Below are 26655 nucleotides of genomic sequence, written 5' to 3'. Positions count from 1 at the left end.
TTTCAGGTCTGCTCGAACCAATGGCGGGCGGAAGCACCATGGCGTGGCGAGGACGGGACGAAGACACGCGGCGGGAACCCGTTCTCGAACGGCCCGAGACGCTGTTCGACATTCGCCTCCAGGAAGGCGATCGTGCTGCCGGGCCGCGGGTGGACGAGCGGCCGAAGCGCCGCGCCCGGGCGGAGCATCGCCCGGAGGACAGCGAAAGGAGCGCGGTGGCGCACACCGTTCAACGCAGCCGCTCCGCCGGCGGGAAGGCCCAAGCCGCCGCACCGCGCCGCGGCAAGGCCGAGCCGAAGCGCGCCCCGGCCCGCCGCCGTCGGCGCGGCGGCCCGCTCCTCTGGCTGGTCAAATGGTGTCTCATTCTCGGCCTGTGGGCGGGGATCGCGGCGGCGGGCCTGGTTGCCTTCGAGGCGTCGAAGCTGCCGCCGATGCACACTTTGATGGTGCCGAAGCGGCCCCCGACCATCCTGATCCAATCGGCGGACGGTCAGCCGCTGGCGGCGCGCGGCGACATGGGCGGGGCGGCCGTGCCCCTGAAGCAATTGCCGGCCTATCTGCCCAATGCCTTCATCGCGATCGAGGATCGGCGCTTCTACGACCATTGGGGGCTCGATCCGCTGGGGCTCGCGCGCGCGCTCGCTGCCAATATGGTGTCCGGCCGTGTCCGTCAGGGCGGCTCGACGCTGACCCAACAGCTCGCCAAAAACCTGTTCCTGACCCAGGAGCGGACTTTCTCGCGAAAGATCCAGGAAGTGGTCCTCGCGCTCTGGCTGGAGCAGAAATTCACCAAGGCCGAGATCCTCGATCTTTACATGAACCGGGTTTATTTCGGCGCCGGCGCCTATGGCGTGGAGGCGGCGGCGCAGCGCTATTTCGGCAAATCGGCACGCACGGTGACCCTGGCCGAGGCGGCGATGCTCGCCGGCATCGTCAACGCCCCGTCCCGCCTCGCCCCGACGCGGAATCTCGCCGCCGCACAGGAGCGCGCGGCGCTGGTGCTCGGCGCGATGCGCGAGCAGAAGTTCATCTCCCCCGAAATGCAGGCTGCGGCGCTGGCCCGGCCGGGCGTCGTCGCCCCACCTTCGGCCCCCGGCTCGATCGGCTATGTCGCGGACTGGGTGGTGGAGCAGCTCGATTCCTATGTCGGCGAACTCTCCGGCGACGTGACGGTGCGCACCACGATCGACGGCGCCATGCAGGCGCAGGCGCAGGCCGCGCTTTCCGAGACGCTGGGGAAATCCGGCGGCAAGTTCGGCGTGCAGCAGGGCGCACTGGTCTCGCTCGATACCGACGGCGCCGTGAAGGCGCTGATCGGCGGCCGGTCCTATGAGGAGAGCCAGTTCAACCGCGCGGTGACCGCGCGGCGTCAGCCGGGCTCGGCCTTCAAGCCCTTTATCTATCTTACGGCGCTGGAGCGCGGTCTGCGGCCCGACACGGTGCGCGAGGATGCGCCGATCCAGCTCAAGGGCTGGCGTCCGGAGAATTCGACCCACGATTATCGCGGCCCCGTCACGCTGCAGCAGGCGCTCGCCGCTTCGCTCAACACGGTGTCGGTCCGCCTGGTGCTGGAAGTCGGCCCGAAAGCGGTTGTGGCGACGGCGCGGCGCCTCGGCATCGCTTCGCCGCTTGAACCCAACGCGTCGATCGCGCTCGGCACATCCGAGGTTTCGGTGCTGGAACTCGCCTCGGCCTATGCGCCGTTCGCCAATGGCGGCATCGGCGTGATCCCTTATGTGATCGAGAGCGTGCGCGGCGCCGACGGGAAAATGCTCTATTCCCGTTCGGCCTCGGGTCCCGGACGGGTGATCGCGCCGGAATATGCCGGGATGATGAACCGGATGCTCCAGGAAACCCTGCTCACCGGCACCGGACGCCGCGCCGATCTGCCCGGCTGGGAGGCCGCCGGCAAGACCGGCACCTCGCAGGATTATCGCGACGCCTGGTTCGTCGGCTATACCGCGCGCCTCGTCACCGCGGTCTGGCTGGGCAATGACGATGCCTCGCCCACCAAGAAGGCCTCGGGCGCCAATCTGCCGGTCGAGATCTGGAGCCGCTACATGAAATCCGCCTTGCAGGGCGTGCCGGTGGCGAGTCTGCCGGGTGGCGGGCCGACGCTCGCCGGGTTCGGCTTTCCCGGCGCCGTCCCCGAGGAGGCGCCGGCGGCGGTCGTCGGCACGCTGCCGCAGGGCCAGGCGCCGCGCCAGCAGGAGCCCATGACCCTCGACCGCTGGTTTGTCGACACCTTCCTCGGCGGTCGGCGATAGGGTGGGCTCGGGTGGCAATGCCATCCGATCGTCGCGCAGTCCGGTCGGAACGGGACCGCTCCGCTCAGCGCCGGGCGGTTTCCGAGCCGCGACTGCGCCGCGTCGGGGCCTCGGCCTCCTCCGAGGGCGCATATTGGAAGACGCAGTCCACCGCGCTTGTCGGGTTGGTGATGTAGATATTCTGGCCGCCCCCATAGGTCGCGTTCAGCGCCTGCCCGTCCGGAAAGGGCCAGATGCCGAAGCGCTTGTAATTCAACTTGTGGTAGGTCACGCGCGCCACCCCGACCGCGACCACGACGGCTTCGCCGCCATTTGCAGTCGAGCTGATCCCGTTTTCCTGGGTGAACGTCATCGGATCCAGTTGTCTATTCGTGATCGTCCAAGACATTTGTATCTCCCGCGCTCAGTTCTTTAGAAAAGACAGCCATACACCCAACTAAAAAAGAAGAGGATTGGCCAAGGGGAACCCCTCGGATCCGCTCGCATGCCAGGAATCTGCATATTTCGACGGGCAGGGCGGCGGATCTGTGGGGCCGATAGCCTGTCCGGCGACGCGTTTCGCAAGCACGCCGCCACCATATTAATGCTACTTATGGTTGTCAATTCTTGACGTAACAATTTTAGGGTGCGATAAGGCGACTGCCACGCTTAAGAGGTTCCCCCTGCAAAGGCATGTCCGATCTGCAATCTAAAATTGTATGAGATGTCGCGCGCCGGCCTGCGTGGATGCCGGCCTTCCGGTCGCGCCGCTGCCGCAAGTGGCGGGCAGAAGACCGGAGGACGGATCTGGATGGCGCCGTGCCGCTCGGGCGACGATCCGAGCCGGACCGGCTCCATCCCAGTCGTTGGAGGCGGATCGCCGACCGGGTGACGTCGCCCGATCGGCCTCCGGCTTCTGGATCCGGAGGGACCCTCAGAAGGCAGGCAAGTCCCAACAGCACACAGTCGGAGGTTCACAATGACCCAGTATACGCTGCGCTTCATCAACAACAGCTCCGCGACCCGCTCCTTCCTGACCTATCAGCAGGACCCCAATATCGGCGTGCCGGACGTGGTGTCTCTGGCCTGGTTCGCCAAGCAGGCGCGACCGGGAACGGTGATCGATTTCAAATGGACCATCGATTATTCGTTCGTCTGGTCGGAGACGGGCGAACTGAAGCCGGGCGTGACCTTCATCGCCAGCCAGGTCGTCCCGGCGGACCCCGCGGGCGTCAACAAGATCCAGTTCGATTATGTGTCCGGCGCCTACGGCTTCGAGGCCCCCACCACCGGCGGCAGCCCCGGTTCACTGACCATCAATACGGCGAGCGGCTTCCCGCCCAATCAGGCCTCGATCGGAATCGGCATGTCCGGCGCCGGCACGTTCGCGGTCCAGGCCTATCCGAACGACAATGCGATCTTCACGCCCCACCCGCAATACTGGGTGGCGTTCGGAAACTTCCTCCCGGGGCAGGTGCTCGACACCACGACGATCAACAATCCGGCGAACGTCGCCTTCCCGGTCAATGTCTATGCCATGGTGGCGACGTTGAACTCGGACTTCAGCTGGACCGTCGCGCCGCTCAGCGCCTCCAATGCGGAGATGCTGCGTTCACCCCGCCGCAGCGCGGAATACGCCTATCTCGCCGCGGATTGACGGGCCGCCCTTTAAAGGCTGATCCGATCGGGCGAGAGCGCGCGTCGGTCATGCCCTCCGGCCAGCCTCCCTCCCGGGGCTGGCCGGTTCCGGTTATCTGTGCCGGTCAGAAGGGGCAGGTAGCGCGCATCGAACAGAGCCCGCACGTCGGTCATCGCAAGGTTGGACGCGCGTGAGGCATTGAACAGATCGAGCACCACAGCGACGTCGGCGTCGCGCATGCGGCCATCGGGCAGGAACTCGCTCCGCAGCCCGAACAGATCGTCGGTGACCGCAGAGGCGGCGGAGGCATCGAGGCCGAGCGAGCGTCCGACATAGGCCGCGACCGTCGGCGCCTGCGCCGGATCGCGGGCGAAGGCGAGGGTGCGCAGCAGGCACGCGACGGTGGCTTGCGCCGCCGCGCCATTGGCCGTGAGCCAGGATCGGCGCGCGACAAGCACGATCGCCTGATAGCCGCCCAGAGCGCCGATCACGCTGCCGAGCGAAACGAACCCGGCGCGTTTCGCGAGCCGCGTGAAGGGGGCGCCGAGAAGTGTCGCGTCGAACGCCCCGGCCCGCAGCTTCTCGTACCGCAAATTGGTCGCGCCGGCATAGACCACCTCATAATCCCGCCCGCGCGTCAGCCCCTCCCGACGCAGCATCTCGAACAAGGCACTGGCATAGCCGGTATCGGTATCGACCGCGATGCGCCGCCCCTTGAGATCGGCAATCCGCGCGATGCCGCCCGCGGCCATCAGGTCGAGGAACCCCCGATGAACCCCTGCGACGGCGACGAGTTCGCCCGCGGCCGGGTGTTGCGACCGCGCGCAGTCGAGCAGATCGTCCAGCGACATGCCGACCAGCGGCGCGGGACCCTCCAGAGCGAGGCGGTGGGCCTCGTCGGCATCGCGCACGAAGGTGCGGCGAGGAACCGCCGGCGCCGCCGGATTGTCGGCCCGGCGCAGGTCTGCGATCGCGAACAGGGTCTCGGTGGCGTCGCGGAACAAGGCGATATCGGCGGGCGGCGTGTCCGGCGTGCCCCAGGCGGCGGTCGTGGTCAAGACGGCGGCTCCCGTGAGCAATTGTCTGCGGTTCATGGGGTAGGTCTCCACGCGAGCACGCGCAATGGGAAGGCGGTCGGCCGAAGCGGCCGCAGGCCCCTTATGAGCGCTCCGCCGGCCCCCGTCGCCTCCCGCCGCGCGGTATTTCCGCCCGCAACGCCGGGCCGCGGCGGCTCAGCCGTAGCGGGCGAGAGTGAGGCCGTCGAGATCGATCTCCGGGCGGCGGCCGGCGATCACGTCGGCCATCACCCGCCCGGTGCCGGCGGCCATGGTCCAGCCGAGCGTGCCGTGCCCGGTGGACAGATAGAGATTGGAGTAGCGGCTCGTGCCGAGCACCGGCGGCCCGTCCGGCGTCATCGGCCGCAGGCCGGTCCAGAAGCTCGCCGCCTTGGGATCGCCGCCGTGCGGGAAGAGGTCGCCCACGACATGCTCCAGGGTGGCGCGGCGCTCCTCCTTCAGGCTGAGGTCGAAGCCCGTCAGTTCCGCCGTGCCGCCGACCCGGATCCGGTCGCCGAGCCGGGTGACCGCCACCTTGAAGGTCTCGTCCATCACGGTCGATTCCGGCGCGCCGGCGGGGTCGGTAATGGGCACGGTGAGCGAATAGCCCTTCACCGGATAGACCGGGACGGTGATGCCGAGGGGCCCGAGCAGCTTTGGCGAATAGGAGCCCAGCGCCACCACATAGGCATCCCCCGTCACCCGACCGGCATCCGTGGCGATTCCGGTGATCGCACCTCGATCGTGTTCGATCGCCTGGATCGTGTGGCCATGAAGGAAGGTGACCCCGGCCGCCTGCGCCAGCGCGGCGAGCGCTTGGGTGAATTTGAAGCAGTCGCCGGTCTCGTCGCCCGGCAGGCGCAGGCCGCCGACGAATTTGTCCTTGACCCGGCCGAGAGCCGGCTCGACCGCGATGCAGCCGAACCGGTCGAGCACCTCGTAAGGCACGCCGAACCGGTCGAGCACCGCGGTGTCGCCATGCACATGGTCGAGTTGCGCCTGGGTGCGGAACAGCTGCAGCGTGCCCTGCATGCGCTCGTCATAATGGATGCCGGTGCGCTGGCGCAGCGCCATCAGGCAGTCGCGGCTGTATTCCGCGAGCCGCACCATGCGCCCTTTGTTGATTTCATAGCGGTGCGTGGTGCAATTGCGCAGCAGCTGGAGCCCCCAAAGCGCCATGGCGGGCGTCATGCGCGACCACCGCACCACCAGAGGCGCGTGGTCCATCAGCAGCCATTTCACCGCCTTGATCGGCAGGCCGGGTCCGGCCCAGGGCGCGGAATAGCCGGGCGAGACCTCGCCCGCATTGCCGAAGCTGGTTTCCAGCCCCGGGCCGGGCTGTCGGTCGATCACCGTGACCTCGTGGCCGTCGCCGGCGAGATAATAAGCGAGCGTGACGCCGATTACGCCGGACCCGAGAATGACAACCTTCATGATCTTCCCCACCTGGCCACAGGCTGAGCCTGACAGCCGAACCGGCCGGACGCGCCCCGGCGCCAAGCCCAGCGTCACCGGCGACAGGCCGGCGGCGCAGCCAGAGCCTAACGAGGCGCATGCCGGCTTTCGAGCCCAATAAAGCCGCAGGCTGTGCGCGGCGGAGAGGCGCCCGCCGCCTTACGCTTCAGCGCAGTCCGGCGGCAGCCGGAGGTGGAAATCGGTCTCCCGCTGATAGGCGTCGCCCGCCTTCAGGAGCATGGCTTCCGCGAACGGACGGCCGACCAGCTGGAAGGCGGCGGGGAGGCCGTTTCCGGCAAAGCCGCAGGGCACGCTGAGGGACGGCAGGCCGAGATAATTGATCGCCCGGGTGCAGTGCGTGACCCGCCCGATGGCGGCGGCGATGTCCGATGCGTCCCCCTCGGTGGTTTCCGCGATGCTCGGCACCGGGACGGCAAGGGTCGGCAGATGCACCATGTCCGCATCGCCCATCGCCGTCGCGAGCCAATCCTGCGCGAGCTTGGCGCGCAGCATCAGCGCTTCGGCATAGCGGACGGCGGGATAGGCGAAGCCGGGCAGGATCCTGGCGCGCACCTGGGCGCCGTAATCCTGCGGCCGCTCTTCCATCCAGCCGCGATGCAGGGCCGCCGCCTCGACACCCATGACGAGCTGCATCATCGCATTGAGCAGCGCCATGTCGGGGACGCAGGTCTCGACGATTCGGGCGCCCGCCGCGCGCAGCGCGGCAAGGCTCGCATCGAGCAGGACAAGGATGTCGGGCGTCGCCGCCGTGCGGTAATAGTCCTGCGGAACGGCGATCGTGACGCCGCGCAGGTCGCCGCCGAGCGCGGCCTCGTAGCTGCGGCGCGGCGCGGCGAGGGTGGAGGCGTCGCGCGGATCCGGTCCCGCGATCACGCCGAGCAGCCGCGCGCAGTCGCGCACGCTCACCGCAAGCGGGCCGAGCGTGTCGAGGGAAGGGGAGAGCGGCATGGCGCCAAAAAGCGGCACGAGGCCGTGGGTCGGCTTAAGACCGGTAATGCCGCACATGGCGGCAGGATGGCGGATCGAGCCGCCAGTATCCGAGCCGAGCGCGCCCGAGACCAGCCGCGCCGCAACGGCCGCACCCGATCCGGAGGAGGAGCCGCCCGAGCAATGATCGAGGCGCCAGGGATTGCGGCCATGGCCGTCATGCGCATTGAAGCCGGTGGGCGAGAGCGCGAATTCGGCGAGGTGCAGCCGCCCGAGATCCACGGCACCCGCTTCGTCCAACCGTTCTAGGGCCGTGGCGGTGATGTCCGGGACAAAATCCTTGCGGATTTTCGAGCCGCCCGCGCAGGGTCGCCCCGCACGGTAAAACAGGTCCTTGTGGGCGAGCGGCACGCCTGCGAGCGGCCCGAGCGGGGCGCCGCGCGCGCGGGCGAGATCGACGGCGCGGGCCTGCTCCAAGGCGTGCGCCGCATCGAGCGCCACGACGGCATTGTAGCGCGGTCCGAGATCTGACAGCCGGGCGAGGGCGGCCGACGCCAGAGCTTCGGCGCTGACCGCGCCGGACGCGACCATCTCGGCGGCCGCGACCACGCCGGGAATCGGGGCGAAAGGGCTCATGCGCCGTCTTCCGCCGCGCGCGCAGCGCCCTCGGCGCGGAGTGTGTGCAGGCTCCAGGGCGTCTCGTCGACGGTCATGCGGGCCGCGGCGCCCGCCGAGACGAGGGCACCGACCGACCGGGCGATGTCGGTCGCGGCGCGTCTCTCCGCCGGGTCGACGGGAATGCGGTCGAGGGGCCCCGGTGGCGGGGGCGCCTGATCTTTGCTCATGACAAGCCGCTCAATGGACGCCGAGGAATTGGGTGAGGGTTTCGGGGTCGGCCCCGATGGCCGCGGCGGAGGCTTCGTGCACCACCCGTCCGGTCTCCAGAATATAGACGCGGTCGGCCACCGCCAATGCACTGTAGAGATTCTGCTCCACCAGAAGAATGGAGAGGCCGGCGGCCTTCAACTCGGCAATGATGCCTTCGAGATGCTGAACCATCACCGGAGCCAGCCCCTCGGACGGCTCGTCCATAAGAATCAGTTCGGGATCGATCATCAAAGCACGCGCGACCGCGAGCATCTGCCGTTCGCCGCCGGACAATTGGTTGCCGCGATGATAGCGGCGCTCGCCGAGCCGGGGGAAGAATTCGAACGCCTTGGCCACCGTCCAGCCATGGGTGGCGGCCGCCGGCTTCAGCACGGTCAAATGCTCGGTGACGGTGAGCGAGGGGAACAGGCGGCGGCCCTGCGGCACATAGCCGACACCGCGCTTGGCGATCAGGTGCGGGGCGAGGCCGAGGATCGCCTCGCCCTTGAAGGTGACCTGGCCGGAGCGGACATTGGGCGGGGACACGCCCATTACCGAGCGGATCAGGGTCGTCTTGCCCATGCCGTTGCGGCCGAGCAGCGCGACCACTTCGCTCTTGCCGACGGTGAGGCTCGCGCCTTGCAGCACATGGGCCTCACCATAGAAGGAGTGGATATCCGCGACCTCAAGCATGGTGGCGCGCCTTGCCGAGATAGACGTCCTGGACGTCCTTGTTGAGGCGGATCTCCGCCGGTGGCGCCTCCACCAGGAGCTTGCCGTTGTTCAGCACCGTCACATAGTCCACCAGTGAGAGGACGAGATCCATGTCGTGCTCGATCAGCACGAGGGTGAGGTCGCGCGGCAGCGCGCGGATGATATCGGAGACGATCACCCGTTCGCTCGGCGAGAGGCCGGCGGCCGGCTCGTCGAGCAGAAGCAAACGCGGCTGAGCCGCCAGCGCCATCGCCATTTCGAGCTGGCGCTGTTCGCCATACGACATTTCCTTGACGCGCGAGTCACGCCGCGCGCCGAGGCGGGACACCTCAAGCGCGCGATCGGCGCGCCCGGCCTCCTCGCTGTTGAGCGCGGGCGAGCCGAGCAGCGAGAATTTGCGGGGCGAAAGGCCGCGCAATGCGAGGCGCATATTCTCGGCCACCGTCAGGTTGGGGAACAGATTGGTGATCTGGAAGGTGCGGCTCATGCCGCGCCGCGCCCGCTCGTGGATCGCCGTGCGGGTGACGTCGGCGCCCTCGAACAGGACTTTGCCCGTGGTCGCGCGCACCACGCCGGTGATGGCGTTGAACAGGGTCGTCTTGCCGGCGCCGTTGGGGCCGATGATGGCCCGTCGTTCGCCCTTGCGCACGCGGAGCGACACCTCGTCCACCGCGCGCAGCGCGCCGAACTGGACGGTCACGGCATCGAGTGCAAGGAAGTCGGTCACTGAAAGGTCCATTCTGGTTCGCGGACCCCGCTCTCCCCAAAGCGGGGGAGCGGGTGGGACGCGGATGCGGCCCCATCGCCAAGCAGGCCCTCCCCCCGTCGCCGGGGAGAGGGCCGAAGGCTCAGCTCTTCTTGATGCCCTGGAAGTCGCGCGAATACGGCGGCTGCTTCATGTAGGTCTCCGGATTGTACTTCCAGAATTGCGAGACCTGCGGATAGGTCGCGATCGGCGCGTTCCAGAGCTTGCCGTCGGCATTCTTCACGACCTTGCGGATGTGCACGTCGTAGATCGGGTTGCCGAACGCATCGAGCTTGACGGTCTGGCCGAGCGGCGAGCCGGTCAGCTCGGTCTTGGACACCGCGGAGAGCAGCGTGTCGCGGTCCTCGACATTGCCCTTGATGGTCTTGGCGGCTTCGTCCACCCACATGGCGCCCGAATACATCGAGAAGCCGTAGAGCGAGGGCAGCTTGTTGAACTTCTTGACGTGCGCGGCGACGAATTTCTGCGTCACCGGGTCGGGCGAGCCTTCGGCGAAGTGCGCGGCGACGATGATGCCTTCCGCTTCCGATCCCATGGTGCGGATCACCGACTGGTCGGTCATGTTCATCGCGCCGACCAGCGGGATCTGACCCTTCAGGCCGAAATTGGAATATTGCTGCATGAAGCGGGTGGCGTCGGCGCCGGTCTCCATCGCGAAGATCACGTCCACGCCGAGATTGGCGAGCTGGCCGAGATAGGGCGAGAAGTCCGAGGTGTTCAGCGGATGCCAGAACTGGCTGACGATCTGGCCGCCGCCCTCGGTGAAGGTCTGGCAGAAGCCGCCGCACTGTTCCTGGCCGAACGTATAGTCCTGGCTGATGGTGGCGGCCTTCTTATACCCCTGCTTCAGGCACCAGTCGGCGAGCGGACGCGGGAACTGGCTGCCGGTATAGCCGGCGACGCGCACGACGTTCTTGATGCGGTTGCGCTGGGTCAGATCGTCGGCGGCGATGATCGGGATGAAATAGGGCATGCCGTTGCCCTTGACGTAGTTGGCCACCGCGAGGCCGGTATTGGCCAGGAGATTGCCGAACAGCATGCTCACGCCCGCCTGTTCGACCAGCCGGCGCGCCTTCTGCAGCGCCATGTCCGGGTTGGCGCCGTCATCCTCGACGATGATCTCGACCTTGCGGCCGGCCATTTCGCCGCCGTGCTCGTCCCAATACATGTTGAAGCCGTCGACCATCTCGCGGCCGCCCGCGGCGACGACGCCGGTGAGCGGGGCCATCATGCCGATCTTGATCGGGCCGGACGCCTGGGCGCGCGCGATATAGGGCTTGGCGACGGCGCCGACCGCGGCGAGGGCCACGCCGGTCTTCAGAAATGTTCTGCGGTCCATCTGTCCACTCCTGCTGGTTCGGTCTGGTGGTTCGGTTCAGCCCCGCTTTCGCGCGAGCAGGGTCTTGATGCCGCCGAGGATCCCCTCGGGGGCAAAGATCATGATGACGATGAAGGCGACGCCGAGGACGGTCTGCCAGCGCTCGGTATAGAGGCTGACCGCATTTTCGAGGCCGATAATGGCGAGCGCCCCGATGAACGAGCCGAACAGCGTGCCGATGCCGCCGGTGATCGCCATCAGCAAGCCCTCGACCGACTGGGTCAGGGCGACCGTGGACGGGCTCACGAAATCGTTGAACATCGCGTACAGCGCCCCGGCAATGCCCGAGAACAGGCCGGCCACGGTGAAAGCGATGAACATATGCAGCGACACGTTGTAGCCGAGCGCGCGCATGCGGCTTTCGCTGTCGCGGATGCCGCGCAGGGTCAGGCCGAACGGCGAGTGCACGAACCGCCACATCACGAACGTCACCACCGCCACCGCGACGAAGACGACGTAATAGAACGGCAGGTGCGCCGCGAGTTCGGCCGGGCGCACATTGCCCCGGATGCCGTTCTCGCCGCCGGTGATGGAGGTCCAGCGCAAACAAATGCCCCAGACGATCATGCCGAGTGCCAGCGTCAGCAGCAGGAAGTAGACGCCGCTGGTGCGGATGGCGAGCAGCGCGAACAGCGCCGCGATGACGGTCGCCGCCAGAACCCCGAGGGCCATGCCGACATAAGGCGAGCCGCCGAAGGTCGAACTGTAATAGACCGTGACATAGGTCGAGACGCCGAATACCGCACCGAGGCAGAGCGGGGTGCGGCCGGTATAGCCGGCGAGCACGTCCACCGACATGGCGAGCACGGCATAGATCAGCACCTCGGTGAGGATGCTCACCTGATAGGTCGGCAGGATCAGCGGCACGAGCGCGAAAGCGAGCGCACCGAGGAGGACGGCCGCGAGCGCGAGGCGCGGCATGGCGTCGGTGCTCATGCTGTCCTCCCGAACAGGCCGAGGGGCCGGAAGGCGAGGATCGCCGCCATCGGGCCGAAGATGACGAAATAGGCAAATTCCGGAAACATCACCTGTCCGACCGTGTTGAGCATGCCCACCATCAGCGCTCCGACCGCCGCCCCCACCAGGCTGCCGCGACCGCCGATGATCACGACCGCCAGCGAGAAGACGAGGATTTCGGCATCGGCGCTGGGATAGAGGGTGAGGAAAGCGCCGCCCACCGCCCCGCCAAGCCCGGCGAGCGCCGCTCCCAGCATGAAGGTGAGCAGGAAGATGCGGCGGATATTGATCCCCATCGCCTCGATGGTCTCGGGATCGTCGACGCCGGCGCGGATCAGCGCGCCGAGCCGGGTGCGGTTCAGGAGCAGCCAGAGGAGGATGAAGATGACGATGCCGAGCACCAGCACGAATAGGCGGTATTTCGGATAGAACATGCCGGCGAAGCGCAGGGCGCCACGCAGAAATTCCGGCGCCGGGACGGTGTAGGTGTCGCCGCCGAACACGACCAGCATCATGTCGTTGAGCACGAGGCCGACGCCGAGGGTCAGCAGCACCTGACGCAATTCATGCCCGCGCACGAAGCGCAGGAGGCCCTGGTCGAGGACCAGTCCCATCACCGCGACCGCCAGCATCGCCGCCAGCATGCCGGCGAGGAAACTGCCGGAGGCGGAGGCGGTGGCATAAGCGGCATAGCCGCCGAGCAGATAGAGCGCGCCATGGGCGAGATTGACGATCCGCAGCAGGCCGAAGATCAGCGTGAAGCCGGAGGCCACAATGAACAGGAGTGCTGCGAAGGTGAGCCCGTTGAGCAGCTGGAAGGCGTTGAGGCCGCTCATGCCGGGCCCGCCGCGGACAGAGCGTCGGGACGCTCGCGCAGATACCAGTCGTAGATCTGTTCCCCGGTCATGAAGACCACGTCCTCGCGCTCCTTGATGCGCTCGATGGCGCGGCGGAAATAGCGGGCGCGGTGCGGCGCGCCCATGATGTAGGGGTGGATGACGAGCGCCATGACGCGGGCGCCGTTGCGGGAATCCCAATAGAGCTGTTCGAACTGGTCGATCGCCCGGTCGTAATACTCGCTCGCCTTGTGATGCTGGATCAGCATCATGGCGACGTCGTTGCATTCCTGGGTATAGGGGACATTGACGATCGGCCGGGTGCGGGTCTTGAGCACCACAGGCACGTCGTCCAGCACCCAGTCGAGCACGTAATCGTACCCGGCCTCGGCGAGCAAATCGGGGGTTTCCCAGGTCTCGGTGAGGCCCGGTCCAAGCCAGCCGCGGGGCTTTTTGCCGGTGAAGCGCTCGATCACCTCGGTCGTGCGGGCGATGTCGGCCGCCTCGTTCTCGACTTTCTGCATATTCTTCTGGCTGAAGCCGTGGCCGATGAATTCCCAGTTGCGGTCGAGCGCCGCGCGCGAAATCGGCTCATAGGCCTCGATCGCCGAGCCGTTGATGGCGAGCCCGGCGGGGATTTCGAAATCGTCGAAGGTTTCGAGCAGCCGCCAGAAGCCGACCCGATTGCCATATTCGTGCCAGCACCAATTCGGGATGTCCGGCGTCGGCGAGCCGCCGGCCGGCGGGGTGAGGACGGTGCGCGGCATGGTCTCGCGCGGGTTCCATTCCTCGACATTGACGATCACCCACACGGCCATGCGCGCCCCGCCGGGCAGACGCAGCGGCTCGCGCTGCGAGATGGCCGAATAGGAGATGCGGTCCGTGGGCAGCATGGTTCAGGTCTCCCGGTCGCCGATGGTTATTGTCAGGGTGCCGAAGCCGTCGATGGCGCCGACGATGCAATCGCCGGGCCGAACCGGGCCGACGCCGGCCGGGGTACCGGTCATGATCAGGTCGCCCGGCTCCAGCCGGTAGGCGCGCGAAAGGTTCGCGACGATCTCCGGCACGTCCCAGATCATCTGGGCGAGGTCGCCATTCTGGGTCTCGGTGCCGTTCACCGCAAGGCTGATGCGGCCCTTGGACGGATCGCCGCCGGTTCCCTTGGGAAAGATTGGCCCGCACGGTGCGGACTGGTCGAACGACTTTCCCGCTTCCCAGGGCAGGCGCTTGGTGCCGCAGGCGCGTTGCAGATCGCGGCGCGTGAGATCGATGCCGACGCCATAGCCGAACACCGCGTCGAGCGCCGCATCGAGGGGGAGGTCGCGCGCCGTCCGCCCGATCGCGACCACAAGTTCGATCTCGTATTGGAAATCTTCGGTCTGCGGCGGGTAGGGCACGCGCGCGCCGTCCTCGACGATCGAATCGCGCGGCTTTTGGAAGAAGAACGGCGGGTCACGTTCGTCCTCGGCTTCCTTCATCTCGCGGATATGGGCGAGATAGTTCCGGCCGACGCAATAGATGCGCCGCACCGGGAAGCGCGCCGCGCTGCCGACCACCGGCAGCGAGACGACGGACGGCGCCGGGACGACGAAGGGCGCGTCGAGCCTCATACCGGATAGCCCTTCGCGCGCTCGCCCTGGTACCAGTCGAGCAGTTCGTCGCCGTTCCACAGCAGCACGTCACCGAGGCTCTGGGCGTAATCGTAGATCGCCTCGAGATATTTGATGCGGTGCGGCTGACCGGAAATATAGGGGTGGATCGCCACCGCCAGAACCTTGGGTCGCTCGGCGCCTTCCTGGTGCAGCCGGTCGATCGCGTCCTTGAAGCGGGTGAACCAATAGTCGGATTCGTGATGGTGGACCGCCATCATAGGGATGTCGTTGTGTTCGACCGTGTAGGGCAGCGTCACCAGCGGCCCCTTGGCGGTCTGGATCGTGGCGGGCTCGTCGTCCCACACCCAGTCGCCGATATATTTCACGCCCGCCTCGACCAGGATTTCCGGCGTGTCGAGGAGCTGGGTGAGGCCCGGTCCGAGCCAGCCGCGCGGCCTTTTGCCGGTGAACTTCTCCAGAATGTCCATGGAGCGGAAGATCATGTCGCGCGGATCGTCGTGCTTGTGCATCGGCATCTGGTCATAGGCGTGGCCCATGAACTCCCAGCCGGCATCGAGCGCCTGCTTGGCGACCCGCTCATAGGCTTCGCACACCCGCGCATTGATCGACAGCGTGGGGCGGATGCCGAGGCGCTCATAGAGTTTGAAGAAGCGCCAGGCGCCGACGCGCATGCCGTATTCGTGCCAGCTCCAGTTCGGCACGTCGGGCAGCAGAACCTGACCGGTCGGCGGCGGGATGATCTGGCGCGCCATGGGCCGGCCGATGTCCCAGACCTCGAGATTGACGATGGTCCACAGCACCACCCGCGCCGAACCCGGCAGCTTCAGGGGCGGGCGATCGACGATCGCGGAATACGGGGCGCGGTCCTTGGGTTCCATGCTCATGTCGGGTCTCGCAATCTGATGGGCTAAGGGTCGTGCGGTCTTTTCAAACGGTTACGGGGTTGCCGCCGTGCGAAGCGCCTGAAGGCTCGGTCGCAGCAGGGTTTCGAGCGAGGTGTAGAGGAAGCGGGCACCGCGCCGCACCCAGGCGCCGGCATTTTCGGCAGTGACCGGCAGGCCGTAGGCGATGCCCTTGGCGTGCAGGCGGGCGGTGATGTCGTCCACTGCCGCGACCACTTCCGGGCGCTTGGTGTCGCCGAGATAGCCCATGGAATGGGCGAGGTCGTTCGGCCCCACCAGGATCAGGTCGATGCCGGGCGCGCCGGCGATCTCGTCGAGCCGACTATGGCCGGCGACGCTTTCGATCTGGGCGATCAGGAGCAGGGTGCCCTCGCGACCCCGGGTCGCGGCGCGCGCGATGGCGCGCAGCCGCGCGCATTCCTCCGGCGCCTCGACCTGCGGCAGGACCAGCCCGTCTATGCCGCAATCGAAATAGCGGGTGAGGGTGGCGGCATCCTTGGAATAGGAGCGGACGACGGCGGACAGGCCGTGGGCCTGCGCGGCGCGGGCAAGCATCGGCACGCTCTCGACGCTGACCGCGGTGCGCTCGCAATCGATGAACAGGCAGTCGGCGCCGCACGCGGCGAGCGCGTCCACCGCGGGCAAGGCGAACCCGCCGGGATTGACGGCGATGACGGGTTTCCCCGCCGCGATGGCGTTCTTTGCGCTGCGGTTCATTGGGCGCGGTTCCTACGCCCGCCGGGATCGCCGTGTCCTGCCCGTTTTGGCTGGAATGGAAAGGTGCGCGGCGGGGTCACGGGCCTCTCCTCAGACCAGCGGGTTGAACGAGGTCTTCAGGAGACTAGGCTGGTCGATGCCGAACAGGTCCGCAAGCCAGTCGGCCAGCAATTCCTGTCCGATGGTCGGATTGTCGTGCTGGCAGTGCTCGGCGCCGGTCTCGTCGGGGGTGACGATCCGGAACGTCACATTGACCCCATGGGCGAGTGCGTAATCGCGCGCCTTGGTGGCGGCGGTGACGGTGAGGACGTCATAGCCGCCGTGCAGAATGAGGTAGGGGCACTTCATGTGTTCGAGGTGGCCCTTGAGGGTGAAGGCCTTGGCCTTCTCCATCGCAGCTTTCATGGTCGGGGCGCCCATCACCCATTTGATATGCATGGCGAGGCCGAAATCCTCGCCTTTGTCGCCCCACATCTCATGCACGTCCCAGACCGCGCCGTGCGAGATGACGGCGGCGAGGCGGTGCTCGTAGCAGCCGGCGCGCGCGGCGTAATAGCCGCCCAGCGAGGAGCCGCAGAGCGCGATCCGCGCCGGGTCGACATCGTCGCGCTGCTCCAGCCAGTCGATCACCTTGCCGATCGCCACCTCGGTGTCGTGGCGCGCGGCGACACCGTGGCGGCGCAACGTGCCGCCCTGGCCCGGACCGTCGATCATCAGCACCGAAATGCCGCGCTGGAGCGCGCCATGGGCCTGCATGAACCACATCTCGTCCTTGATGGAATCGAGCCCGCCCATGCAGATGAGGACCGGGAGCTTGGCGCCTGGGAAAGGGGCGCGGACGAAATAGCCGCAGATCGGCTTGCCGTCCTCGTAGGGGATGTCCACCGCCTCGCCGGGCGGGTTGAGATAGGAGATGAACTTCTTGGAGCACGCCTCCATCGCCTCGAAGGTCGGCAGGCGGCGCGGGTCGGTCGGCTCCAGATGGAACTCGGCCTGCCGATAATAGTCGGCCGCGCGCAGGAAGCAGTTCATGGCGGTGCGGGTATGCCCGATTTTCTCCTCGTCGAGGCCGCGCGTCCAGTTCTGGTCGGCGATGCGCATCCATTCGGCATGCCAGCTTTCCAGCGAGCCGGGAATCATCCGTGATGCGGCGAGGAAGACCTCCGAGACGGTGCCGCCGCCTTCCTGGGTCTCGCCGAGGCCGCGGCGGAACTGATAGGCGAGCCAGGGATGCTCAGGCCAATGGTGCCAGCCATAGGGCTCGTAATGGGGAAGCCGGTTGGCCGTGATCTGCTCGATCGCCCCATCGACTGCATCCACCATGCCTCGGCTCCCTGCTGATTGCGTCCGGCCCAGAGGTTTGAATACAATCCGGCCATGGTCAAGTCATAATGTATACAAATTGCGCCTCTTTATCGGGCGGTGCGTGCCGCTTTTTTTGGCGCCGGATCTGAGCCTTGGCCGCCAGTATCCAAGGCGTGGATAGATTGAGACGGCATCGCCGGAAGCATGCGGTGAATGCCACCAATGTATGCTTGAAACGTTCCAGCTCCGGTGCTTATTCATGGAGAGAAACGGGAATTGCCCGCGCATGACCGACGCTGCGTTCGACACGCCAGGACCGGATCACGAGGACGCGCCGCGCGGGGCGACGCGCTCCCTGACCGTTACCGAGCGCATTCGCACCGCGATCCTGGCCGGCGATTTCGAGGCCGGCGCGCGGCTCCACGAGGTTCGGCTCAGCGAGCGGCTCGGCGTCTCCCGGACCCCGGTGCGCTCTGCGCTCCAGTCGCTGGCGAGCGAGGGCCTGCTCGAATACGCCCCCAATCGCGGCTATGCGGTGCGGCGCTTTTCCACCGCCGAGATTGTGGATGCCTATGAGATCCGCGCCGTCATGGAGGCGCTCGCCGCGCGCTTTGCCGCCGAGCGCGGCCTGCCCGACCAGGAGCGCGAGGCGATCGAGCGGGTGCTCGCCGACGGCGACGACCTTCTCGCCCGCACCGAACTGGGCGAGGAGGAGCGCATCGTCTACAGCGCCATCAACGGCACGTTCCACGAGGCGATCCACAGCGCCGCGCGCTGCCGCATGCTGACCGACATGGTCCGGCTGTGCCATTCCGTGCCGCATTCCTCGCACCGGAACGTCATCTCGTTCGAGCACATGGATGTCCGGCGCCGCCACGACGACCACCACCGCATCTATGACGCGATCCTCGCCTGCGACGCCTATCGCGCGGAAATGCTGATGCGCGAGCACGTGGCAAGCGTGAAGACCAGTCTGGTGCGCGCCCTGAGCGGCCGGCCCCTGCCGCGCCGGGGGCGCTGACCGCACGCGGCGTCTTCCCTCTCACTTTCGAAACGGGTCCTTGCGGCTGACTTCGGGTTCACTTGCCCCGCCTCCTCGGCGGCCCTATCAGCGGCATCCTGCACTTCCTCCGTAGACACGGGACGGCGCGCGCCAGGATCCCTCATGTCCTCCTCCCACCGGCAGATCCTCGTCCGCACTTCGGCCGTTACCGCCGCGACATTGGGTTCGCGGCTGCTCGGCTTCGCCCGCGATGTCGGGACCGCCGCCGTACTCGGTGCGGGTCCGCTTGCGGATGCGCTCATGGCGGCCTTGGCACTGCCGCTTCTGGCCCGCCGGCTGCTGGCGGAGGGGGCGTTCAATGCGGCGCTGCTGCCGGCCTTGGCCACGGCGGGAGGCGACAGTGCGGCGGCTGCGCGCGCCAACGCGACTCTTCTGCTTCTCTGCCTGATCTTGATGGGCTTCGCGGTGCTGGGGGCGCTCGCGATGCCGGCTTTGATCCTGCTCCTCGCGCCGGGCTTCGATCCCGGCGGACCGCGGGCCGATCTCGCCGCCGCCTGCGGGCGGATCGCCCTGTTCTATCTGCCGCTCGCGGGGGCTGCGGCGGTGCTGGGCGGCATCGCCAATGCCGCGCATCGGGTGTTCCTGCCTGCGCTGGCGCCGGCTCTCGGCAATGCGGTGGTGCTGTTTGCGATCGCCGCCTTGATCTTTGAGGGACTGGTGGGGACGCCGCAGGCCGCCTTGGTGATGGCGGGCTGCGCAGTGCTCGCGGGGGTGGCGCAGCTCGCGCTGATGGCGGCTGCGGCCTGGGGCGCCCCCGCGGCGAGATGGAGGACCGGCTATGACTTTCCCGCCGCATGGCGGGTGTTGCATGCCGCCGTGCCGGCGCTTCTGTTCGCCGGTCTGCCGCAGGTCCGGTTGCTGCTGGCGGCGGCCGCGGTTTCGGCCGTGCCGGGGGCGGTGGCGGGGCTCAATTATGCCCAGCGCCTCGTCGATCTGCCGCTGGGTCTCGTCGGTGCGAGCGCCGGCGCGGTGCTGGTGCCCCTCCTGACCATCGGCGCGTCCGGCACGCAAGGCGCGGCGGGGGCGACGCGCGATGCGGCGCTCGCCGCACTCGCCTTTGCGCTGCCGGCCGCGACCGGTCTCTGCCTGCTCGCCGATCCGATCATCGCGGTGCTGTATCAGCGTGCCAGTTTCACCTCCGAAGATGCGCAGGCGACCGGCCGGCTCCTCGCCGCGCTGGCGCTCGCTTTGCCGGCGCAGGGACTGGAAAAGGTGCTGGGCGCGGCGGCGATCAGCAATGGCCTGACCCGGCCGGCCCGCCAGGTCGGCCTCGTCTCGCTCGCCTGCGCGCTGCCGCTCGCCTTCGGCCTCGGCCAGGCGTTCGGGCCGGTGGGCGCGGCGGCGAGTGTCGCGGTGTCTGCCGGGATTTCGGTGGTCGGAATGGCGGGGTTTCTGGCGCTGCGGCGGCGGCTCGCACTCGTCGACGCTGTGCGGCCCGGGCTTGCTTTGCTCGCCGCGAGTGCGGTCATGGCGGGGGCGGTTCTGGCGCTCGAGGCGGCCTGGCCCGATCCGGGCGCGGGTTTGGCGCCCGCGCTGCGGCTCGGCGCGCTGGTGGCCGCAGGCATGGCGACCTATGGTGCGGCCTGGCTCGCGCTGCGCCGCGTCGGCCGGACGCGCCCGTCGCCGAGCGAGCCGGGCGGAAACGGGAGGATTGGATGAGCCGCTATTTCGCCTATCCGAGCGCCGATGCGCGCGCGCTGTTCGGGCGGATTTGGGAGCCGGAGACCGGCGGACCGCGCCGCCTGCCGGTGGTATGCCTGCCGGGTCTCACCCGCTCCTCGACCGATTTCGAGGCGCTGGCCGAGTCGCTGGCGACGCGCGGGCGGCGCGTGGTCGGCTTCGACTTCCGCGGCCGCGGCGGCTCCGCCTATGCGCCCTATGCGACCTATACCGTGCCGCAGGAGGCGGAGGACACAGCGGCCGGCCTCGCCGCGCTCGACATCGATCGGGCGCTGTTCATCGGCACCTCGCGTGGCGGCCTGGTGATGATGCAGCTCGCCGCCACCCGGCCGGAGCTGATGGCCGGCAGCGTGCTCAACGATATCGGGCCGGTCATCGAGACCGCCGGGATCGCCCGCATCGCCGGCTATGTCGGTATAGCGCCGCGCCCGGACTGGAGCGCGCTTGCGGCTGAGCTGAAGGCGAGCCAGGGCTTCCTCTTCCCCAATCTCACGGCAGCCGACTGGGAGCGCTATGCTCGGCAGATCTACCAGGACGATGCCGGTGTGCCGCGCCTTGCTTATGACAGCGCCATGGCCGACGCCTTCAAGGCATTCGACCCGACCAAGCCCTTGCCGGAATTCTGGGCCGGCTTCGACGCCATGGCGCCGCAGAAGGTGCTGGTGATCCACGGCGCGCTCTCCGACGTTCTGGCGCAGCAGACGGTGGAGGCGATGGCCGATCGGCATCGCGGGCTGGAGGTCTATACCGTGGACGATCAGGGCCATGCGCCGCTGCTCTGGGATGCGCGCTCGCAGAAGGTGATCGGCGATTTTCTCGATCGCGCCGATCCGTGACGCAGGCAGGGGCCTGAACGGCGGGCGGCAGGCGTGAGACTTGCCGCACCGCGGCTCACGTGGCATGAGGCGGCCTCGTTTCGGGCCGTGCGCCCGGGTGTCGTGTAAGCGGGCCGGCCGCCTCCAAACCGGCTGCCCTTGAGGAGGTCGCCATGGCGGCGGTCGCGGAACGCGTTTTCTCGGGCGTGCAGCCCACCGGCAATCTTCATCTCGGCAATTATCTGGGTGCTATCAAGCGCTTCGTCGCGCTGCAGGAGACCCATGACTGCCTATATTGCGTGGTCGATCTGCACGCCATCACGGTCTGGCAGGATCCCGAGGAACTGAAACGCCACACCCGCGAGGTGACGGCCGCCTTCATCGCCTGCGGCATCGATCCGAAGGCTCATATCGTGTTCAACCAGAGCCAGGTCTCCGGCCATGCCGAGCTGGCCTGGATCTTCAATTGCGTCGCCCGCATGGGCTGGCTCAGCCGCATGACGCAGTTCAAGGAAAAGGCCGGCAAGGACCGCGAGAATGTCTCGCTCGGCCTGTTCGCCTATCCCAGCCTGATGGCCGCCGACATCCTGCTCTACCGCGCGACCCATGTGCCGGTCGGTGAGGACCAGAAGCAGCATCTCGAACTGACCCGCGACATCGCCCAGAAGTTCAACGTGGACTTCGCCGCTTCGATCGCCGCCAATGGCCTTGGCGACGCCTATTTCCCGCTGACAGAGCCGCTCATCGCCGGCCCGGCGACCCGCGTGATGAGCCTGCGCGACGGGTCGAAGAAAATGTCGAAGTCCGATCCCTCGGACTTTTCGCGCATCAACCTCACCGACGATGCCGATGCGATCGCCGGCAAGGTGCGCAAAGCCAAGACCGATCCCGAGCCGTTGCCCTCCGAGGAAGCCGGGCTCAAGGCGCGGCCGGAGGCGGACAATCTGGTCGGAATCTATGCCGCTTTGGTCGATGGCAGCCGCCAAAGCGTGCTCGACCAGTTCGGCGGGGGCCAGTTCTCGACCTTCAAGAGCGCGCTGGTCGATCTGGCCGTGGCGAAGCTCGGCCCCATCGGGGCGGAGATGAAGCGCCTGATGGACGATCCGGGGGCGATCGACGCCATCCTCATCGACGGTGCCGACCGCGCCCGCGTGATCGCCGACCGCACGATCGCCGATGTCAAGGACATCGTGGGGATGGTCCGGCGGGGCTAGTCTGAGCATGCATCGGAGTCTCGGTTCTAGCCGTCGCGCCCGGGCGCGACTTCTCGACGGCGTTCGGAAGCTCCTCTGACGCCCGGTTCGGCCTCCGCGGGGTCCGGTCTTTTTGCGCGTCGATCGATCTGGCCAAGGACCGTTGCCGTCCGCTCGCCCATCCCGCACGGTAAGCAACGGTTACACTGCGCTGGCGTGGGCCGATTCGCCCATGGTCTGATGCGAGCCCGCAATGGAACATTCCTCCTGGGCCAAGGACGCCTTCGTCTATCTCGTGGCGGCCGGCGTCCTGGTCCCGCTGTTCCATCGCGCGCGGGTCGGCGCAGTGGTGGGCTTCATCCTGATCGGCGCGATGCTCGGACCGCACGGCCTCGGCCAGGTCGCCGAGCGGATTTCTTGGATCGAATTCGTCACGATCCGAGATGCCGAACGCGTCACCGTGATCGGCGAGATCGGCATCGTCTTTCTGCTGTTTTTGCTCGGGATGGAATTTTCGGGCTCGAAGCTCTGGTCGCTGCGCCGCGAGGTGTTCGGCGTCGGCCTTTCGCAGGTCGTGCTCTGCGGCATCGCCATGGCTGCCGTCGCCATGCTGTCGGGGCTCGAGGGCGGCGTCGCCCTCGTGGTCGGCTTCGCCCTCGCCATGTCGTCGACGGCGGTCGTGATGCAGATCCTGCTCTCCGAGCGGCGCGCGCTCGCCCCGCTCGGCCGCGCGGCGATCGCGGTGCTGCTGTTCCAGGATCTCGCCGTCGTTCCCATCCTGCTTGCGGCGCAGATTCTGGGCAGCCATGAGGACGGCATTCTCGCGCTTGTCGCACTCGCGCTCGCCAAAGCGGTCGCGGCGGTCGGGGTCATCCTCATCGCAGGCCGCTTCGTTCTCGCGCCCTTGGTGAGCCTCGCGGCGGGGACCGGCTCGCGCGAATTGATCATGGCGATCACCTGCGCCGTCTTGGCGCTGACTGCCGGTCTCACCCAGGCGGGCGGCCTCTCGGCCGCGCTCGGGGCCTTTCTCGCCGGCATGCTGCTCTCCGGAACGCCCTACAAGCATCAGATCAGCGTGGATCTCGAGCCGTTCAAGGGCCTTCTGATCGGCGTCTTCTTCGTCTCGGTGGGTATGAGCGTCGATTTCGCCGCGGTCTTCCCCCGCCTGCCTTATGTCCTGGCGTCCGTGCTGGTGCTCATCCTGGTCAAGATCACCATGACCTATGTGGCGGCGCGCCTGTTCAAGGTGGACCGGCCGCTCGCCGGCGAAGTGGCGTTGCTCCTCGCCCAGACCGGAGAGTTCGCCTTCGTCGTCCTGGGCCTGCTCGCGTCCGGCGGTCTGATCGACGCGGAGCGGCACAGCGCTTTGGTCACGTTGGTCACGCTCTCACTGGTCGCAACGCCGCTGCTGGCCCGCTTGGGCGGGGTACTCGGGCGTGCATTGGCCCGCCAGGGAGAGGCGGTGGAGGCCCCCACCGCTCCGCCCGGCGGGGGGCACGTGGTGATCGGCGGGTTCGGCCGCGTCGGACGTATCGTCGCCGAAGCTCTGGAACAAGAAGGCGTCCCCTTTGTCGCACTCGATGCGGATGCTGCGCGTGTGCGGGCGGAGCGGGCCGCCGGACGGCAGGTGTTTCTCGGCGATGCAAGCCGGGGCGAACTGCTTGAACGCGTCCATTGCGAGAGCGCCGTCGCCTTCGTGGTGACGCTCGACGCGGCCGAGGCGGCCGACGCCATGGTGCGGGCGATCAAGCGGCACCGGCCCGATGCGATCATTCTCGCCCGCGTGAAGGATGCCGCCCATGCCAAGCGGCTTGCCGCGCTCGGCGCGTCCTACGTCATTCCGGAAACGGTAGAGGCCAGCCTGCAGCTCTCGGCGCGTTTGCTGGAAGCGCTCGGCCTGCCGGAGGCGGACGTGACGGAGCGGATCGAGGCTGCGCGGGAAAAGGAACGGCTGCGCATCGCGCAGGGCGTCGACGAGGCATAGGGCGCACGAAAGCCCGGCAAGAGCCCGTATCCGTCGACCGGAGACAATGCAGGAGATGGAATGCCGCGGGCGGTCCTCCCGCCCGCGGCTGGACCCTCAGGCCATGGCCTTGGTGAGGTTCTCGGAAATCTTATCCAGGAAGCCCGTGGTGGACAGCCATTCCTGATCGGCCCCGACCAGAAGAGCGAGGTCCTTGGTCATGTAGCCGGCCTCGACCGTGTCGACGCACACCTTTTCGAGCGTCGCGGCGAAGTTGGCGAGATCGGCATTGCCGTCGAGCTTGGCGCGGTGCGCGAGGCCCCGCGTCCAGGCGAAGATCGAGGCGATGGAGTTCGTCGAGGTCTCCTTGCCCTTCTGGTGCTCGCGATAATGCCGGGTGACGGTGCCGTGCGCCGCCTCGGCCTCGACCGTCATGCCGTCCGGCGTCATCAGGACCGACGTCATCAGCCCGAGCGAGCCGAAGCCCTGGGCCACGATGTCGGACTGCACGTCGCCGTCATAATTCTTGCAGGCCCAGACATAGCCGCCGGACCATTTCAGGGCCGCCGCCACCATGTCGTCGATCAGGCGGTGTTCGTACCAGATCTTGCGCTTCTCGAATTCGGCCTTGAACTCGGTCTCGTAGATCTCCTGGAAGATGTCCTTGAAGCGCCCGTCATAGGCCTTCAAGATCGTGTTCTTCGTGGAGAGATAAACCGGATAGTTGCGCGCCATGCCGTAATTCAGCGAGGCGCGGGCGAAGTCGATGATCGACTGATCGAGATTGTACATCGAGAGCGCAACACCGGCCCCCGGGAACTTGTAGACTTCCTTCTCGATCTTCGTTCCGTCCTCGCCGACGAAAGAGATGGAGAGCGTGCCCTTGCCGGGCACCTTGAAATCGGTGGCGCGGTACTGGTCGCCGAAGGCGTGGCGGCCGACGATGATCGGCTGCGTCCAGCCCGGGACCAGGCGCGGCACGTTCTTGCAGATAATCGGCTCGCGGAAGATCACGCCACCGAGGATGTTGCGGATCGTGCCGTTGGGCGACTTCCACATCTCCTTCAGGCCGAATTCCTTCACGCGGCCTTCGTCGGGCGTGATGGTGGCGCATTTCACGCCAACGCCATACGTCTTGATCGCCTCGGCCGCATCGATCGTGATCTGGTCGTTCGTCTCGTCGCGCTTTTCAACCGAGAGGTCGTAATATTTCAGATCGATGTCGAGATAAGGATGGATCAGCTTATCCTTGATATACTGCCAGATGATCCGGGTCATCTCGTCGCCGTCGAGTTCGACGACGGGGTTTGCCACCTTTATCTTCGCCATGTGGACGACCTTTCGGGGCGCTCTGAGAGCGTTGGGAGGGGTAAGGGAAGTGTGGCCTGGCGCGCGCCCCGCTCCTTGCCGACGACACTTGTCCCAGCGGGGCCGCTATAGCACTCGCAAACGCGAAGCAGAAGGGTGCGCCGCAGCCGCGTGCGCGGTTCCTGCATGGGGCGGCGCACGCGCCTGGCGGACCGATGCGCGCGAAGCGCACGGCGAGGGCTGGGCTGTGGAGCGTCGGGGTCAGCTCGACTTCGCCGTCCGCCTTGTGCAAGAGAACGGACGCGCGTGATGCGCGCGGCAAGGAGCACGGATGCCGGGTTCGGGAACTGACAGCAGCAAAGCGTGGGCCGGGGGCGGACCGCTTGTCGTCCTCGTCGAGCCGCAACTCGGCGAGAATATCGGGGCGGCCGCGCGCGCCATGGGCAATTTCGGCCTGTCCCGCCTGCGCATCGTCAATCCACGCCAGGGCTGGCCCGACCCGCGCGCGCATGTATTCTGCGCCGGCGCGGACCGCATTCTCGAGGCTGCGACGCTCCATCCGGACCTGCGCGATGCGTTGGACGGCATCAGCTTCGCGGTCGCAGCTACGGCACGCGAGCGCGGCATGGCGAAGCCTGTTATGGGTGCTGACACCACCGCGGCGGAGGCGCGTACGCGGCTTGCTGCCGGGGAAGACGTGGCCCTGGTTTTCGGCCGCGAGCGGACGGGCCTCTATACCGAGGAGGTCTCGCTGTGCGACGTGATCCTCACCCTGCCGGTGAACCCGGCTTTCGCCTCGCTCAATCTCGGCACCTGCGTCGCCGTGGTGGCTTACGAATGGTATAAGGCGGAGACGGGAGGCGCACTTCCCTTCGCGCCGCCGGAGCGCTCCGTTCTCGCCCAGAAGCAGGATCTGTTCGCCTTCTTCGACCATGTCGAGCGCGAACTCGCGGAGGCCGCCTTCTTCCGCTCGCCTGAGAAGCAGCCCTCGACGATCCGCAACATCCGCAACATTTTTCACCGCATCGCGCTTTCCAAACAGGATCTCGCCACCCTGCACGGCATGGTCACCGCCCTCGTCGAGGGCCGCGCCGGGCGCGAGGCGCGTAAGGCCGCGCATAATGAGGCCGCGGCGGCGCGGCGGGGAAAAACCCTTGCCCCACAACGCTCGGTGCGCACTCTTGAGGATGAGTGACCGCGAGCCTATCCACAGGCTGGGCGGAAGTCCGCGAATT

General features: G+C 67.5%; 24 protein-coding genes. 8 read left to right on the top strand and 16 right to left on the bottom strand.

From position 1 onward, the window contains the following. Positions 1–38 precede the first annotated feature (38 nt). On the top strand, positions 39–2267 hold the full coding sequence (locus tag EDC64_RS21695) for a transglycosylase domain-containing protein (RefSeq protein ID WP_132035532.1): 2229 nt from the start codon (positions 39–41) through the stop codon (positions 2265–2267). 64 nt (positions 2268–2331) lie between these two features. Here EDC64_RS21695 and EDC64_RS21690 read toward each other — a convergent pair whose 3' ends face one another. Then, positions 2332–2655 (bottom strand): hypothetical protein, encoded by a 324-nt coding sequence (locus EDC64_RS21690; RefSeq protein ID WP_132035529.1) that lies wholly within the window; start codon positions 2653–2655, stop codon positions 2332–2334. Positions 2656–3225: 570 nt separating this feature from the next. Here EDC64_RS21690 and EDC64_RS21685 point away from each other — a divergent pair. Then, the gene (locus EDC64_RS21685) at positions 3226–3903 is read left to right on the top strand and encodes a protein rhiA (RefSeq protein ID WP_132035527.1); all 678 of its coding nucleotides are present in this window, start codon (positions 3226–3228) and stop codon (positions 3901–3903) included. 11 nt (positions 3904–3914) lie between these two features. Here EDC64_RS21685 and EDC64_RS21680 read toward each other — a convergent pair whose 3' ends face one another. The 14 genes from EDC64_RS21680 to EDC64_RS21615 form a co-directional block, all read right to left on the bottom strand. Further along, positions 3915–4979 carry an ABC transporter substrate-binding protein gene (locus EDC64_RS21680; protein WP_132035524.1) on the bottom strand — a complete coding sequence of 355 codons (1065 nt, stop codon included), beginning with the start codon at positions 4977–4979 and terminating at the stop codon, positions 3915–3917. A gap of 138 nt (positions 4980–5117) precedes the next feature. Beyond that, positions 5118–6374 carry a D-amino acid dehydrogenase gene (locus EDC64_RS21675; RefSeq protein ID WP_132035521.1) on the bottom strand — a complete coding sequence of 419 codons (1257 nt, stop codon included), beginning with the start codon at positions 6372–6374 and terminating at the stop codon, positions 5118–5120. Between the two features lie 180 nt (positions 6375–6554). After that, on the bottom strand, positions 6555–7979 hold the full coding sequence (locus EDC64_RS21670; RefSeq protein ID WP_132035519.1) for an amidase: 1425 nt from the start codon (positions 7977–7979) through the stop codon (positions 6555–6557). Next, the gene (locus EDC64_RS21665) at positions 7976–8188 is read right to left on the bottom strand and encodes a hypothetical protein (RefSeq protein WP_132035516.1); all 213 of its coding nucleotides are present in this window, start codon (positions 8186–8188) and stop codon (positions 7976–7978) included. Before EDC64_RS21665 ends, EDC64_RS21670 begins: the two co-directional genes overlap by 4 nt. A 10-nt stretch (positions 8189–8198) precedes the next feature. Beyond that, entirely contained in the window at positions 8199–8903 is a 705-nt protein-coding gene (locus EDC64_RS21660; protein ID WP_132035513.1) for an ABC transporter ATP-binding protein, read from the bottom strand. Beyond that, positions 8896–9663 carry an ABC transporter ATP-binding protein gene (locus EDC64_RS21655; protein ID WP_132035510.1) on the bottom strand — a complete coding sequence of 256 codons (768 nt, stop codon included), beginning with the start codon at positions 9661–9663 and terminating at the stop codon, positions 8896–8898. The genes EDC64_RS21660 and EDC64_RS21655 overlap by 8 nt, the downstream gene beginning before the upstream one ends. A 109-nt stretch (positions 9664–9772) precedes the next feature. After that, a complete protein-coding gene (locus tag EDC64_RS21650) occupies positions 9773–11029 on the bottom strand; it encodes an ABC transporter substrate-binding protein (protein ID WP_132035592.1) in 1257 nt (418 codons plus the stop codon). Between the two features lie 36 nt (positions 11030–11065). Further along, positions 11066–12004 (bottom strand): branched-chain amino acid ABC transporter permease, encoded by a 939-nt coding sequence (locus EDC64_RS21645; RefSeq protein WP_132035507.1) that lies wholly within the window; start codon positions 12002–12004, stop codon positions 11066–11068. Continuing rightward, entirely contained in the window at positions 12001–12861 is an 861-nt protein-coding gene (locus tag EDC64_RS21640) for a branched-chain amino acid ABC transporter permease (protein WP_132035504.1), read from the bottom strand. The genes EDC64_RS21645 and EDC64_RS21640 overlap by 4 nt, the downstream gene beginning before the upstream one ends. Further along, a complete protein-coding gene (locus EDC64_RS21635) occupies positions 12858–13754 on the bottom strand; it encodes a polysaccharide deacetylase family protein (RefSeq protein WP_132035501.1) in 897 nt (298 codons plus the stop codon). Before EDC64_RS21635 ends, EDC64_RS21640 begins: the two co-directional genes overlap by 4 nt. A gap of 3 nt (positions 13755–13757) precedes the next feature. Beyond that, positions 13758–14471: a fumarylacetoacetate hydrolase family protein gene (locus tag EDC64_RS21630; protein ID WP_132035497.1), complete on the bottom strand. Its 714-nt coding sequence runs from the start codon at positions 14469–14471 to the stop codon at positions 13758–13760. Continuing rightward, positions 14468–15358, bottom strand: coding sequence for a polysaccharide deacetylase family protein (locus EDC64_RS21625; RefSeq protein WP_132035494.1), 891 nt, complete (start codon positions 15356–15358; stop codon positions 14468–14470). The genes EDC64_RS21630 and EDC64_RS21625 overlap by 4 nt, the downstream gene beginning before the upstream one ends. Before the next feature lie 51 nt (positions 15359–15409). Next, positions 15410–16093, bottom strand: a complete 684-nt coding sequence (locus tag EDC64_RS21620) for an aldolase/citrate lyase family protein (RefSeq protein ID WP_132035491.1) — start codon at positions 16091–16093, stop codon at positions 15410–15412. 90 nt (positions 16094–16183) lie between these two features. After that, positions 16184–17416: an alpha/beta hydrolase family protein gene (locus EDC64_RS21615; RefSeq protein WP_132035488.1), complete on the bottom strand. Its 1233-nt coding sequence runs from the start codon at positions 17414–17416 to the stop codon at positions 16184–16186. 268 nt (positions 17417–17684) lie between these two features. Between EDC64_RS21615 and EDC64_RS21610 the strand changes: the two genes are divergently transcribed. From EDC64_RS21610 to EDC64_RS21590, 5 genes are all read left to right on the top strand, one after another. Further along, positions 17685–18419 (top strand): GntR family transcriptional regulator, encoded by a 735-nt coding sequence (locus EDC64_RS21610; RefSeq protein ID WP_165933854.1) that lies wholly within the window; start codon positions 17685–17687, stop codon positions 18417–18419. Between the two features lie 144 nt (positions 18420–18563). Next, the gene (locus tag EDC64_RS21605; RefSeq protein WP_132035482.1) at positions 18564–20120 is read left to right on the top strand and encodes a lipid II flippase MurJ; all 1557 of its coding nucleotides are present in this window, start codon (positions 18564–18566) and stop codon (positions 20118–20120) included. Beyond that, positions 20117–20977, top strand: coding sequence for an alpha/beta fold hydrolase (locus EDC64_RS21600; protein ID WP_132035479.1), 861 nt, complete (start codon positions 20117–20119; stop codon positions 20975–20977). Before EDC64_RS21605 ends, EDC64_RS21600 begins: the two co-directional genes overlap by 4 nt. A gap of 152 nt (positions 20978–21129) precedes the next feature. Next, a complete protein-coding gene (gene trpS, locus EDC64_RS21595) occupies positions 21130–22170 on the top strand; it encodes a tryptophan--tRNA ligase (protein WP_132035476.1) in 1041 nt (346 codons plus the stop codon). Positions 22171–22402: 232 nt separating this feature from the next. Continuing rightward, positions 22403–24133 (top strand): cation:proton antiporter domain-containing protein, encoded by a 1731-nt coding sequence (locus EDC64_RS21590; protein ID WP_132035473.1) that lies wholly within the window; start codon positions 22403–22405, stop codon positions 24131–24133. A 96-nt stretch (positions 24134–24229) separates the two neighbouring features. Here the strand turns inward: EDC64_RS21590 and EDC64_RS21585 are convergent, their stop codons facing one another. Next, the gene (locus tag EDC64_RS21585) at positions 24230–25441 is read right to left on the bottom strand and encodes an NADP-dependent isocitrate dehydrogenase (RefSeq protein WP_132035470.1); all 1212 of its coding nucleotides are present in this window, start codon (positions 25439–25441) and stop codon (positions 24230–24232) included. 310 nt (positions 25442–25751) lie between these two features. Here EDC64_RS21585 and EDC64_RS21580 point away from each other — a divergent pair, with 310 nt between their 5' ends. After that, the gene (locus EDC64_RS21580) at positions 25752–26615 is read left to right on the top strand and encodes an RNA methyltransferase (RefSeq protein ID WP_132035467.1); all 864 of its coding nucleotides are present in this window, start codon (positions 25752–25754) and stop codon (positions 26613–26615) included. The last annotated feature ends 40 nt before the right edge of the window (positions 26616–26655 follow it).

It is taken from the genome of Aquabacter spiritensis (assembly GCF_004346185.1).
In the GTDB taxonomy this organism is placed as follows: Bacteria; Pseudomonadota; Alphaproteobacteria; order Rhizobiales; family Xanthobacteraceae; genus Aquabacter; species Aquabacter spiritensis.
This window is presented reverse-complemented; position numbering and strand designations above follow the sequence as displayed.